This is a genomic window from Sebaldella termitidis ATCC 33386 (assembly GCF_000024405.1).
Taxonomy (GTDB): Bacteria; Fusobacteriota; Fusobacteriia; order Fusobacteriales; family Leptotrichiaceae; genus Sebaldella; species Sebaldella termitidis.
Genome location: NC_013517.1, coordinates 3,439,281 through 3,452,602, shown reverse-complemented (window position 1 = coordinate 3,452,602; position 13,322 = coordinate 3,439,281). Strand labels below are relative to the sequence as shown.

General features: G+C 33.6%; 11 protein-coding genes. 3 read left to right on the top strand and 8 right to left on the bottom strand.

The annotated features are described in order from the left end of the window. Positions 1-78: 78 nt before the first annotated feature. From STERM_RS16205 to STERM_RS16185, 5 genes are read right to left on the bottom strand one after another with little or no spacing between them, the layout of a single operon-like run. A complete protein-coding gene (locus STERM_RS16205; RefSeq protein WP_012862708.1) occupies positions 79-1,176 on the bottom strand; it encodes a metal ABC transporter permease in 1,098 nt (365 codons plus the stop codon). Next, the gene (locus STERM_RS16200; RefSeq protein WP_012862707.1) at positions 1,160-2,083 is read right to left on the bottom strand and encodes a metal ABC transporter permease; all 924 of its coding nucleotides are present in this window, start codon (positions 2,081-2,083) and stop codon (positions 1,160-1,162) included. The genes STERM_RS16205 and STERM_RS16200 overlap by 17 nt, the downstream gene beginning before the upstream one ends. 1 nt (position 2,084) lies before the next feature. Next, positions 2,085-2,834, bottom strand: coding sequence for a metal ABC transporter ATP-binding protein (locus STERM_RS16195; RefSeq protein WP_012862706.1), 750 nt, complete (start codon positions 2,832-2,834; stop codon positions 2,085-2,087). 28 nt (positions 2,835-2,862) lie between these two features. Continuing rightward, positions 2,863-3,804, bottom strand: a complete 942-nt coding sequence (locus STERM_RS16190) for a metal ABC transporter solute-binding protein, Zn/Mn family (RefSeq protein ID WP_370452855.1) — start codon at positions 3,802-3,804, stop codon at positions 2,863-2,865. 17 nt (positions 3,805-3,821) lie between these two features. Further along, entirely contained in the window at positions 3,822-4,466 is a 645-nt protein-coding gene (locus tag STERM_RS16185) for a metal-dependent transcriptional regulator (RefSeq protein WP_012862704.1), read from the bottom strand. A gap of 751 nt (positions 4,467-5,217) precedes the next feature. Here STERM_RS16185 and cysK point away from each other — a divergent pair. From cysK to STERM_RS16170, 3 genes are all read left to right on the top strand, one after another. After that, on the top strand, positions 5,218-6,126 hold the full coding sequence (gene cysK, locus STERM_RS16180) for a cysteine synthase A (RefSeq protein WP_012862703.1): 909 nt from the start codon (positions 5,218-5,220) through the stop codon (positions 6,124-6,126). A 62-nt stretch (positions 6,127-6,188) separates the two neighbouring features. After that, a complete protein-coding gene (locus STERM_RS16175; protein ID WP_012862702.1) occupies positions 6,189-6,974 on the top strand; it encodes a MetQ/NlpA family ABC transporter substrate-binding protein in 786 nt (261 codons plus the stop codon). A gap of 339 nt (positions 6,975-7,313) precedes the next feature. Then, positions 7,314-9,836 carry an autotransporter family protein gene (locus tag STERM_RS16170; protein ID WP_012862701.1) on the top strand — a complete coding sequence of 841 codons (2,523 nt, stop codon included), beginning with the start codon at positions 7,314-7,316 and terminating at the stop codon, positions 9,834-9,836. Positions 9,837-9,994: 158 nt separating this feature from the next. Here STERM_RS16170 and STERM_RS16165 read toward each other — a convergent pair whose 3' ends face one another. The 3 genes from STERM_RS16165 to trsS form a co-directional block, all read right to left on the bottom strand. Then, positions 9,995-10,318, bottom strand: a complete 324-nt coding sequence (locus STERM_RS16165) for a hypothetical protein (RefSeq protein WP_012862700.1) — start codon at positions 10,316-10,318, stop codon at positions 9,995-9,997. 395 nt (positions 10,319-10,713) lie between these two features. Then, positions 10,714-11,967, bottom strand: a complete 1,254-nt coding sequence (locus tag STERM_RS16160) for a DVU_1553 family AMP-dependent CoA ligase (protein WP_012862699.1) — start codon at positions 11,965-11,967, stop codon at positions 10,714-10,716. Between the two features lie 3 nt (positions 11,968-11,970). Next, on the bottom strand, positions 11,971-13,314 hold the full coding sequence (gene trsS / locus STERM_RS16155) for a radical SAM (seleno)protein TrsS (protein ID WP_012862698.1): 1,344 nt from the start codon (positions 13,312-13,314) through the stop codon (positions 11,971-11,973). Positions 13,315-13,322: the final 8 nt, after the last annotated feature.

Below are 13,322 nucleotides of genomic sequence, written 5' to 3'. Positions count from 1 at the left end.
TGTATAGATTTACATATTAAGAAAGAGAGGAGAATCCGGGTATCAGTGAACTAATATCCGGATTTCTTGAGAAAGGAATTATTTATCTAAAAAACTTAGATAGGCAGCACCTTTATTAGTAATTTTGAGTATATCTCTTTCAATAACAGCATATTTATCACTTAGAACTTTTTCTATGATTTTCTGAAGAAATTTTTTATCCCAGTTCAGATGATTTTCAATAGTTTTAATATCACATTCTTCTTTTTCATCTCTATTTTTATGGTTATGCAGATGAATCAGCATAGAAATAACTGCAAATTTTATTTTTTGCTTTCTTTTATTAAGAATATTCATTATTATACCTTTTTTAGGAGAGAAAGACAGTACAAGCAGAAATATTATTCCTATGACTGCAGCTATGGTACCTGCTATAGAAACATCAAAATACATTGAGATATAAAATCCTAAAAATGACGATAAAATCCCGGTAAAAATACTTATCAGTATCATGGTATGCAGTCTGTCACACAGAAGATAGGCAGTAACAGCAGGGCCTATCATAAAGGCTATGATTAAAACAGAACCGGCGGTTTCAAAAGAACCTACTACAGTGACAGATACAAGTGTTATAAATATATAGTTCAAAGCAACCGGATAAAATCCTAATCCTGCGGCCAGAATTTTATCAAAGGTCACAAGCTTTAACTCTTTGAAAAATATGGTAATAAAACACAGGTTTATAATTAATATTACAGATGTGGACAGCAGTCCTTTCGGTATACTGTAGCCCAGAACATCTATCCTGTTAAACGGGACGAAAGCCAGCTCTCCCAGTAAAACAGAATCTATATCCAGATGTATGTTTCCTGCAAATCTGGATATAAGAATAACAGCTATGCTGAATAAGAACGGGAATATAATCCCGATTGCCGAATCTTCCTTTACAAGCTTTGTAGAATTCAGAGTATCTATGAGATATACAGTTATTACACCGGTTATTGATGCCCCGATTATTAAAAAAGGAGAATTCAGATCATGGACAATAAAAAATGCAATAACTATTCCGAGAAGTATAGTATGGGTTATGGCATCCGATATCATAGCCATGCTTTTCAAAACCAGAAAAACGCCTAATAATGCACAGGCACTGGAAACTACAACAGCAGTCAGCAGTATTTCAATATTTATTTCCAAGAGCTTTCCCTCCCCTGTGTTCAAATTTTTTTCTTTTATTCCGCAGCAGATGTTTAGTGAAAATGATTCCTCTGACCGGAGAAAATAATATGCTGATAAAAACCAGTAATGAGACAATAACTGCTATAACAGGACCGGTAGGTAATTTTTCAAAGCTGGAGCTTATAATTGTGCCGGTAATACTGGATAATCCTCCGAAAAAACCAGCCAGTAGCACCATAACAGATAATTTCTGCGTCCACTGTCTTGCAGCGGCGGCTGGGGCAATAAGCATAGAGCTTATGAGTATTACTCCCACAGTCTGGATTCCTATAATTATACAGACCACTATCAGTACCGATAAAAATGTTCCTGTATTTTTAGATGAAAAACCGATAATTTCTGCATATTCAGGGTCAAAAGATATTATTTTAAATTCTTTCCAGAACAATATCACCAGTCCGATAAGAATTACAGAAACACAGAATATTAAAACTACATCTTTTGTCAAAAGTGTAGAAGCCTGTCCGAAAATAAATTTATTCAGTCCGGATTTGTTGGCACCCGGAAGTTTATTTAAGTATGAAAGAAGAACCAGACCGAATCCGAAAAAAGAAGACAGGATAAAGGCCAGAATACTGTCAAATTTTATTTTTGTATATTTTTGAATAATATGAATTAATAATATGCAGATAATACCTGAAATAAGTGCACCGCCCAGTAAATATTCAGTATTTTTAGTATTCGTAAGTAAGAATGCAATACATACTCCGGGAAGTGAGGCGTGTGCTACTGCATCACCGAGAAGGCTCTGTTTTCTGAGGAATGCAAAGCTTCCCAGAATTCCGCAGCATACTCCCAGTATTGTACACCCCAGTGCAACTATTCGAAAAGTATGATCATTCAGCAAAAAAATAATATTTTCCATATTAATCACTCCCAAACAGGGAGAAATCTGTAAAACTCCGGTTTTTATATGTTTTTTCTATATTTTCCCTGTTAAATATTTCTTTTACTTTACCGGAGGAAATTACTGCTACATTTATAAAGGCAATATAATCAAAATATTCTTCTACAGTCTGAAGATCATGATGTACTACAATAACAGTCTTTCCTTTATCTCTTAATTTTTTTAAAATATTTATAATAGATTTTTCCGTTTTGGCATCCACACCTTGAAAGGGCTCATCCATAAAATAGATTTCCGCATCCTGAACCAATGCTCTTGCTAAAAAAATTCTCTGCTGCTGCCCGCCGGAAAGCTGGCTTATCTGTCTTTTCTCAAAGCCTTCCATTCCTACTTTTTTGATAGCATCCACAGCAATTTTTCTGTCTGATTTTCCTACTCTTTTTATCCATCCGATTTTACCGTATCTTCCCATTTCCACAACATCCAGAGCAGTAGTAGGAAAATCCCAGTCGACACTTCCTCTCTGAGGAACATAAGCAATTTTTGATCTTTCCTTTTTATAACTGCTTCCGAAAAAGCTGATACAGCCTGTAATTGGCTTTATCAGATTCAGCATAGCTTTTATAAGCGTAGACTTACCGGCGCCGTTTGGTCCGACTATTGCCATTAAGGTTCCTTTTTTTATGTCCAGATCAATATCCCATAAAACGGGTTTATCGTCATAAGCTACTGTCAGATCGTTTATACTGACAGCTGTATTATTTCTCATGGTACATCACTTCCTGACTGCTGCTTTTTTATTTTAGTGCTTCTACAATTACGTCCACATTCTTTTTGACAGTTTTAATATATGTATTGGTGTTGTGTTCTTTATCTCCGAGAGAGTCGGAATAAAGTTCACCGCCGATTTTTACATCCCAGCCTCTGGCCTTTACTGCTTCCTGCAGTGATTCTATAGTTTTTCTCGGAACAGAAGATTCTATAAAGACTGCTTTAATTTTTTTTTCGGCAATAAAGTCTGCAAGCTCGCTTATGTCTTTTGTTCCTGCTTCTGAATCAGTGCTGATTCCCTGAATAGAGCGGACTTCAAGCCTGAATTGCTTGGCAAAATAACCGAAGGCATCATGTGCAGTAACTAAAATTCTTTGTGATTCGGGGATTTCGTTTATTCTCCGGATTACATATTCTGTCAGATCGCTGAGCTCCTTTTTGTAGCTTTCTAAATTAGACATATAATAATCTTTATTTTCAGGATCAATATCCGATAATTTCGCAGCAACAGCTTCTGCTTCCAAAATCCATAAATTTGTATCAAACCATACATGGGGATCAGGAATATTTTCTTCCTGAAATATAAGAAGATTTTTATCTAAAGTGTTTCCTACATCTAAAACATCTTTTCCGCTGTTTTCAAGTTTTCCGAAAACATCACTCATTTTACCTTCCAAATGTAAGCCGCCGTATATTATTACATCAGCATTGGCAAGCTTTTCCACATCACCGGCACTTGCATTATATAAATGGGGGTCTACGCCTTCGCCCATTAGATTTATTACCTCGACTTTATCTCCGCCGATTGTCTGAATAAGATCTTTCAGCATAGTGGTAGTTGTCGTTATTTTTAATTTTTGGCTGTCAGCAGCTGTATTTTCAGATTTACTGCAGGAAACAAGAATTGTAATACATAAAATAAATCCAAAAATAAATCCGAAATATTTTAGTTTTTCTTTCATGGACATCACACCTTTTCTATAATTTATACTATTTTATATATATCTATTAATTTGGCTGCATCTAATGCAACAGCCTTAGTATCGGAATTATTTTTTAAATATATAGGTCCGTTAAAGGGATCTATTTTTTTTACTTCGTAGATGTCTTTTATATTTATATGCATATCTTTCAAATAATTTTCCAGATCAGCATCATTTTTGATTTTAAATATTACTATTTTATCATTTACCTCGACTTCCGAGAGTTTGACTATATCCTCCAGCTTCAGATATTCATTATCATATATGATAGGCTTGCCGTGAGGAGATTCTTTCGGATATGAAAGAAATTTTTCCAGCTTCTGCAAAACCTTCCAGCTGGTAGCGTGTTCCAGCTTTTCAGCCTCTTCATGTATATCATCTTTTTTGAAATTCAGTACCTGTACAAGAAAAACTTCCCATATTCTGTGCTTTCTTATTACCTCTACTGCCAGTCTGTTGCCCTTTTCAGTCAGTATTATATCTTTGTTTTCAATGATTATGTATCCTTCTTTAGCAAGCTTTTTTATCATTTCACTGACAGAGGCAGCGGAAATTTTCAGATGCTCGGCTAAATTTTTATTATTCAGCTTATTATTTTCCTTCAGCAGGTAAATGCCTTTTAAATAATCTTCTATACTTGTAGTCATATATTCTCCTTAGGTTATACTATTTTATATTTAGGTATACCTAAATATATCATTTGGCAAGCCTAAATGTCAATGAAAATTTTACCGGATATAATAATAAAAGCTATTTAGTCAGGAAATACGGATATTGTTTGTAAATATATAAAATATAATTTCAAGTATTAGTATTATGAATCAATGGGATAATTATAATAAATTTTACATATAGATAAATAAGTAATATAATAGGTTTATAAAATTTTTAGGAGTTGTTTAAAAATGAAAGTGCATTATATTATAGATAAAAACAATTTAATGATGTGTATGTGTTGATGACAGAGTTTGTGGATAATTTATACAGGCTCTTTTTACGGTTTTGAATCTAAAAAAGTCTGTGTCAGAAGCACTAAATTTATTATGGTCTGGGCAGATGTCCAGTTTTTTTATTTTATAAGATTATTTATTTATGGATATTAAATACTAACAAAACATTTAGATATACAAACAAAATTCGGCATTTGAATTATAATTAAATTAAAGCGTTTTTCAAAAAATAAAAATGAAATAGAAATCACAATGCATTGAAATATATTTATAAGGAGGTATAGAGTCATGCTGTTTTTACAGATTGAAAATGATAAACGGAGGAGAGGGGGAAGACATTATTTAGAACATTTTAAGAGTAAAAAATATTTTTTATGTATCTGAATGTTAGTAATATTAAAAGGAAAAGCAAACAAACAGTCTGAAATTAAATACTAAGGAGATAATTATGGTTTATGAAAATTTAATTGATTTAATAGGGAATACACCTGTTATAAAACTTAATAATATATTTAGCGGGGATATTGCTGATATTTATGTGAAGCTGGAAGGTTATAATCTAGGAAACAGTGTAAAAGACAGGGCTGCATTAGGTATGATAGAAGCAGCGGAAAAAGCCGGAAAATTGAAACCGGGCGGAACAATAGTAGAGCCTACGAGCGGAAACACAGGTATTTCTTTGGCGCTTATTTCCAAATTAAAAGGCTATAAAGTTATTCTGGTAATGCCGGATACAATGAGTGTGGAACGCAGAAGTATCATTGCAGCTTATGGAGCAGAACTTATACTGACAGAGGGGAAAAAAGGAATGAACGGCGCCATAGAAAAGGCTGGTGAACTGATAGAAAACAATCCGGATTTTTTTATGCCCCAGCAGTTTAAAAATTCTGCTAATCCTTTGAAACATTATGAGACTACCGGAGAAGAAATAATTAAGGATCTGCCGGATTTAGATGCTTTCGTAGCCGGAGTGGGAACCGGGGGAACTATATCAGGTGCAGGGAAGAGACTTAAAGAATTTAATTCCGAAATTAAGATAGTTGCCGTAGAGCCGCAAGAATCCCCGGTTATTTCCGGAGGAAAACCCGGACCGCATAAAATTCAGGGAATAGGGGCAGGCTTTGTTCCTGATAATCTTGACTTATCTGTAGTAGACGAGATAATAGAGATACCCACAGAAAGAGCATTTGAAATATGTCGTATTCTCGCAGAAAACGGTCTGCTTTTGGGAGCTTCTTCCGGAGCTAATATTGCAGCAGCATATGAAACTGCGAAAAAACTGGGAAAAGGGAAAAAAGTACTGACAATTTCTCCTGACAGCGGGGAAAAATATCTCTCACTTAATATATGGCAGTAACAAAGGAGAGTAAACTGTTCAGACAATGTAAAAAACAAAAATATAAGAGGAGAGAGAAAAAAATGAAAAAAATATTACTTTTATTATTAGTATCAGGTTTGATTTTTTCCTGTGCAAAAAAAGAAAAAGAAATCGTACTAAGAGTCGGGGCATCTCCGATTCCTCATTCTGAAATTCTGAAAATAGCAGCAGAAGAATTACAAGCAGAAGGAATAAAGCTGGAAATAGTAAGCTTTGAAGATGCTGTACTGCCGAATCAGGAAGTCGCAGGTAAGGGGCTGGATGCAAATTTTATTCAGCATGTCCCGTATATGGAGGATTTCAATAAAAAATATAATTCCAAGCTCATATCAGCTGCTAAAATACATGTGGAGCCGCTGGCACTTTATTCGAAAAAAATCAAAGACATAGAAGAACTTCCTGAAGGTGGAGAAATTCTGATACCGAATAATGCCACTAATCAGGGAAGAGCACTTTTACTGCTGGATAAAAATGGTATTATAAAGCTTAAAGATAATAAAAAGCTGGATTCTACACCTGAGGACATTCTGGAAAATCCCAAAAAGCTGAAAATAGTGCCAATGGCGGCAGAACAGATAGCACCAAGGATAAATGAAGTAGACGGGGCGATTATAAACGGAAACTTTGCTATGAAGAATAATCTTACTATCGCCGAAGATGCAGTACTTGTAGAAGATAAAGACTCGCCTTATGCCAATGTTCTGGTTATTCTGAGCGGGAATGAAAATAATGAGTCTGTAAAAAAATTAATTAAAGCATTGCAGAGTGACAGGGTAAGGGAATTTATAGAAAATAATTATAATGGTGCTGTTATTCCGGCATTTTAAAATATCATGGCTTTATAAACAGGAGAAAAATAAAGACTGTAATTAAAAAAATGAAATTTTATAAATAATCTAAACAGGAAATATTCCAGCATATAAATAAAATTCAAGCTTTTTACGAATAAATTAATACTATATCGGACTGATTTTTATTTTCAAAAAAATTATGTTATAATGTAGAACATATTTTTATAAAACTTATATAATTTTATCATATTTGTTATTAGTATAAAATAATGGAGATCTATTATGAAGTTCTGAAAAATATGATAGTATAAAGAACATAATATGCTGCAAAGCAAAAAAAATAAGCAATGCAGTATCTGATATAAAGGAGAAAGAATGAAAAGATTAAAGTATGCGGTATTAGGAATACTAGCGAGCGGAAATGTGGGGATGGGGTGGACCTCGAATCACTATATAAGTAATCAGACAATAGTTATTTCAGGCCCGGATCTCACAGGCAATGATTATGGGATAGTAATGGTCAATAATTCTGATGTTACTAATAATTCTGCTATTTCTGCCAATACCTCAGGAATATTTTCTAATGGCAGTAATTTAACAAATAATGCTTCAATAATCTCACAGCAGCATGGTATAGAAGCATCCGATTCCGTTGTTATAAATAATACAACTGGAACAATAACAGGAGAAACAGGATTTCTTCTGATAAATTCCGGACTGAAAAATTACGGGAATATAATTGTTTTAAACGGTGGTATGGGAGTAAATGCTTCTGAAACTTCAGTGGAGAATTATGGAGATATAAGCGGTGATGCTCATGGTTTTGTGATAAATCAGACAGTCGGGAATACAAAAACTTTTTATAACGAAGGAATTGTAAATGTAACAGGAATTGCTCTGAATATTATTAACTATACTGATGCCGTAAATAATGGCAGACTGTACGGGCAAAATACAGGTCTGTATTCCCTGAATAATACATTTCTAAATGACAGCAGCGGTGAAATAAAAAGTGATAATATGGGGGCTAATATAGCTTTTTCAAATTTGGTGAATAAAGGAAGCATTCAGGGAAATAAAATAGGAATTTATTCGGAAAAATCAAGTATTATAAATGAAAATTATATTCAAAGCCCGCTGACAGGTGTAGTAAGCAATGACGGGGTGTATCTTGAAAATAAAGGCAAGATAGAATCACTGGATACAGGTGTGAAAATAACATCCGGAAGCAATCAGTACAGCGGACATTTTAAAAACAGTGGAATAATAGATTCTTCCAATAATGCAGTATTATTTAACGGAGCAGACAATGTACTGGAATTATCAGGCGGGAGTGATATAAAGGGTAAGATTGACGGTGGTTCCGGTGAAAATATTTTGATTGTAAATGGTAATATAAGCCTTAACAATAGTGAGGTAAATAATTTTAATAAACTTATAGTTTCAGGTGATACTGTTATAGACGGAGTAATAAATCTAAATCCTTCTGTTAATAATGATTATTATACTCAGTCATTTTCAAATGTAAAGGATTTGAGCCAGATTTCTTCTGAGACTCATGTTGGGAAATTAACCGTAAAAGGAACTGTAAATATAGGTGTAGATTATGATAATATATCTTCTGAGACAGATAAGACAGGGAAAATAATTACAAACAGCCTGACGATGTTAAACGGCGGTAAAGTCGTTCTTATAAATAAAGGGGGAACTACCGATAATTTGATAACAGAAGCACAGAAAAGCGGCGAAAAAGACAGAATTTCGATAAAAAGCATAATTATTTCAAATAAACAACAGGCTGTGAATCCGGATTTTAAATTTTCCGTTTCCAGCGAATTAGAAACTTTAGACGGCTGGAAAAGAGACACTGTATCAAGAATTGAAAACGGTGTAACAGTTATGGATGAAATTTATACAAAAGAATCAAAAAGCTCTGACCCGCCAACAAATCAACCTGATCCTGACGTAAAGCCGGGACAAGAATATGGCAAAATAAATTCTGTCCCAAGAAACAGAGTTGATCTTGATAATTTAAATAAACTCGACAATTATGTAAAAAGAGTTATGCAGACAGGGACAGCAGACATGAAACCCGGTGATCATAAATTTTCGCTGGAATATTCAGGAACTAAATTTAATTCGGAATTCAATGCCAAAAATAATTATAATTACGATTATGATGTAAATTCTAATGGTATTGCCGGAAGTTTTATATATAAGCAAAGTGAAAATCTTTATGCCGGTTTTGCATTATCATACTCAAATAATGATGTAAAATATGAAAATAACGATTCAGAAGATATAGAGTCCGTAAATGCCGGAATTTTTGGAAAATATACAAAAAATAACTGGGATTTAGGAGCAAGGTTAGGTTACGGGCATAACTACCATGAGACAGCTTTTGACTGGATGGGTCTGGGGACGGCTGACAGTTATTATGATTCCAATGTTTTTAAAGCAGGTTTTGATGCAGTATATAATAAGACTATCTTTGAGGACAGGCTGAATCTGAGACCAGGTATAGGTATTGATTATACAAGAGTATATGAAGGCAAAATAAGAACTGACGGAATGTCAGATATAAGTTCTGCCAGCGGAGAAGGTTTTACCGGTATTCTTGGTATTGGAATAGGAAATAGTCAGAATAATACACTAAAATGGAATGCTGGGATTAATTACAGCTATAATTTTACAGATACTTTTCATGAAGAAAGAAATATGAGTAATGGATATAAAATGGAAAAGCTTCATTATGCCAGAGATTCTTTTGATGCTTATATTGATTTTGACGTAAAAGTTTCTGAAAAATTCAGTATTCAGGCGGGATATACATATGAATATAATGAAAATTATGAAAATCATAATATCAAGACTGGAATTTCTTATATACTGAAATAGTATTTATCCGGTATAGAACTAAAAAATACATAAAAATCAGGATTACTCTTTAAAATTTGAAAGGGACAGTCTTGATTTTTATGTTTATAATTATAAAATAAACAGAGGTATAAAAAAACAGGAATAGAAATTCCTGTAATTATAATATAAAATTTTAATTATTTAGGTAAAGCTTGATTTGCCATGTTTTCTTTCATCTGTTTCATTCTTTCAGTCTTTGCTGATGCATGCTCCAGTGCAATTTCTCTGTTGAGCTTTTCTATCTGTGTCCAGTTCGGCTTGTCTTTTATCATCTCTTTTTTTATAGCCAGCTGTTTTTCTTCTATCGCTATTCTCTGCTTCTGCATTTCCGGCGTCATAGCCTGTCTCTGAAAGTTTCTTTTCGGCATATTCGGTCTTCCGTTATTTGGGTTTGGGTTAGCCATGCCTGTCATTCCTAAACTTAATGCTAAAATTCCTATTGAAAAAATTCTTTTATTCATTTTGATCATCTCCTTTTCTATAAATAAATAATATCAAATAAATGTGGCAATCGTGTGAAAAAGGAAAAACAAAGGTTCAGATGGAAAAGTGCCGGAAAATGCGGAATATTTTCAGGTCTGCCGTAATATTTCAGAAAAAATATCAGAGCAGGTATATAAAAAAATATTATTTATTAAAAAGAGAGCAGCTGTAACTGGAAAAGAGAGGGTATATTACGGCGGCAGTCTATAATATGAACAGGGAGAAATCATATATTTTGAATAGTAATTTTTAAATAATACAGAACAAATAAAAAAAACAGCAATAGAAGAAATAAAAGTAAAAAATGATAATTACTTAATATCTTGTTTTATCTGCTGTTTATTTTATATAATCTGCAACTTGTGAATTTTTTTCAAATATTATGAATTTTTCTTTTTCCGTTGTGAAATTCTGAATAATTAATTTTATCTGGGAGAAAAGTTTTAATATTGATATTTAAGTTATCTGTAATAAAATTCTGTCTGATTATTTTTTCAATATCATTTTTATTTATACTCTCCGGTGAGAAAGTAATAAGAGAAATATCAGCACTGTCAGCCGATGCTTCAAATTTATAATCTAAGACAGTTTTGTCGGCAAAAATCAGTTCGTCCATTTTATAAATATTAAATCTGTCTTTTTCTCTTTTTATTCTTCCGCTGATATAATCCAGACATTTCAAATTCATGCTGCACGCACACCGCTTCTTAAGAAACCTTCCTCTGTCGCCTGTTTTGTAACGGATCAGCGGCATAGCTTCCCTGTTAAAAGTAGTAATCACAATTTCTCCGAAATCACCGTCTTTTACTATTTTCCCCGTAAAAGGATCGATTATTTCCAGATAGATATCATTTTCCCGCGGATGCATTCCTGAATGGCAGTCACATTCCACAGCTCCGCCATACGCTGTTTCTGTCAATCCGTAATGGTTATAAACCTTGCATTGAAAGGCATCCTCTATTTCAAGTACAGTTTTTTTCAGAATAAAATCCGAGCTTGTAAGAATCCCCTTTAATTTTATGTTTATATTATGAAATTTCATATATCTGGCCAGAGCCTGTATTTGAACGGGATCACCCACTATGGAATCAGAAATCTTAAGACTTTCCAGAGCATGATCAAAATTTTTAACTATTCCATATTTTAAAGGCTTTACGCCATATTGGCAAACGGCCTTTGCTACTAAGTCACCTACACTGTTTTCATTTTTAAAGGGCATTAAAATAAGCATTTTATCATTTTTTTCCGAGAATTGAGATAAGCCGTAACGAAAAAAATTAACTGTATACTCCAGATCTTTTTTTGAGAAAAAAATAGTCTTGCTTTTTCCGGTGCTTCCGCTGGTATTGATGTGTACTATTCTTTCTACATCACCAATTGAAACACACAGCATTTTTTTATAATTTTCCCTGATCTCATCCTCGCTGGTAAAAGGAATATTTTCTATAGCTTTGAGATATTTTATATTTTTGATATCCTTTAGTTTTTTGGAATAAAAATCAGATTTTTTAGACTGCTCAATTGTTTCATTGAATTTTTTTATATTATAGTTTATCATATCGTTTTCAGATAAATTCATATCTCCGTTTATATTTTCAGCAATATATCTGCTAAGCACATTATTCATATTTCACTCCTGCTGTTCAAAGGTTTTTCTGTACAGACCTTCTCCTGACAAGGAAGTAAGATTATAAGCACAAAAAGGTATCAGCCCGCTGTTCTGACTTACTGTATGGATATAACATTTTTGCAGTCTGTCTATGTCAAGATTCCAGACATCCTGAAATGCCATTCCTGAAATAGATATTTTGTTATTATTGACTTTATCAAGAAAGCTGTCAATTGACTGCAGGTTAAAGCCGCTTTTTTCCTTAGCAGAGCCGGGGTCAAATTTCATCATAGACCATTTTCTGGCAACGGACTTTCTGGCAGACTGGCTGGAGCAGCAGCTGTTGCTCTTTAATTTAACAGGTTTGATTTCATCATTTTCTTTAAAAAAATCCCCGTGAAAGGAACAGAGTGAATGCTCCGCACTTCCAGAATCAAAATCCTTTATTTTCATTTTTCCGTTTGTCTGTTTTTCTATTTCTTCCAAAACTTTATAAATAGTCATTCTATCTTCATTATCAGGAGCTTTTCCATATCTTCCGAAAAAACTCATCGGCTGAAAATGGACACTTCTTATATGAGGCATATTATCCGCAGCAAAATTAATAATATCTCCGATTTCATGATCATTAATTCCTTTTTTCAAAGTAGGAACCAATACTACACCGATATTTAATTTTTTACAGTTTTCTATAGCCTTTAATTTTTTATTCAGAATATTTTTTCCTCTGAGATATTCAAAAGTATTGTCAGAAAAACCGTCAAACTGCAAAAATACAGTATTTAAGCCGGAATCAGCCAGTTTTTTCAAATACTCCATATCTTCGCCTATTCTTATTCCGTTTGTATTCAGCTGAAAAAAGTCAAATCCCTTGCTTTTCCCGAGCTTTATTATCTCATCCAGATCATGTCTCATTGTAGGTTCACCGCCGGAAAGCTGAATATTAAATGGTCCTCCTGATTTTAGAAGCATATCATACCATTCGCTTATTTTTTCCAGCGACGGATCAGAAGAAACTTCACTTCCTGCTTTTGCAAAACAAACAGGACAGTTTAGATTACATCTGTCGGTTACTTCCAGCAAAACACAGCATGTTGCCTGTCTGTGGCTTTCACAAATTCCGCAGTCAAAAGGACAGCCTGCTTCGCTTTTTTTAGCATTCAGTGGTTTATCCCTGCTTGAATCAGGTTTATAAAACTGTCTGAAATGATCTTCATTATCCCAGACAAGAGTTTTGAAACTGCCGTGTAAATCACATTCTTTAAATAAATACACTTTTCCGTCTTCGGCAGTATAATCAGCTGAAATTTTTTTCAGACATACCGGACATAAGCTTTTGGTTGCTGCTATAATATTATTTTTCATTTGATCTC

Excerpts from the sequence above, each read along its gene's own strand:
- STERM_RS16200 (WP_012862707.1), bottom strand. The coding sequence starts at position 2,083 with ATGGAAAATATTATTTTTTTGCTGAATGATCATACTTTTCGAATAGTT.
- STERM_RS16195 (WP_012862706.1), bottom strand. The coding sequence starts at position 2,834 with ATGAGAAATAATACAGCTGTCAGTATAAACGATCTGACAGTAGCTTAT.
- STERM_RS16190 (WP_370452855.1), bottom strand. The coding sequence starts at position 3,804 with ATGTCCATGAAAGAAAAACTAAAATATTTCGGATTTATTTTTGGATTT.
- STERM_RS16185 (WP_012862704.1), bottom strand. The coding sequence starts at position 4,466 with ATGACTACAAGTATAGAAGATTATTTAAAAGGCATTTACCTGCTGAAG.
- cysK (WP_012862703.1), top strand. The coding sequence starts at position 5,218 with ATGGTTTATGAAAATTTAATTGATTTAATAGGGAATACACCTGTTATA.
- STERM_RS16175 (WP_012862702.1), top strand. The coding sequence starts at position 6,189 with ATGAAAAAAATATTACTTTTATTATTAGTATCAGGTTTGATTTTTTCC.
- STERM_RS16170 (WP_012862701.1), top strand. The coding sequence starts at position 7,314 with ATGAAAAGATTAAAGTATGCGGTATTAGGAATACTAGCGAGCGGAAAT.
- STERM_RS16165 (WP_012862700.1), bottom strand. The coding sequence starts at position 10,318 with ATGAATAAAAGAATTTTTTCAATAGGAATTTTAGCATTAAGTTTAGGA.
- STERM_RS16160 (WP_012862699.1), bottom strand. The coding sequence starts at position 11,967 with ATGAATAATGTGCTTAGCAGATATATTGCTGAAAATATAAACGGAGAT.
- trsS (WP_012862698.1), bottom strand. The coding sequence starts at position 13,314 with ATGAAAAATAATATTATAGCAGCAACCAAAAGCTTATGTCCGGTATGT.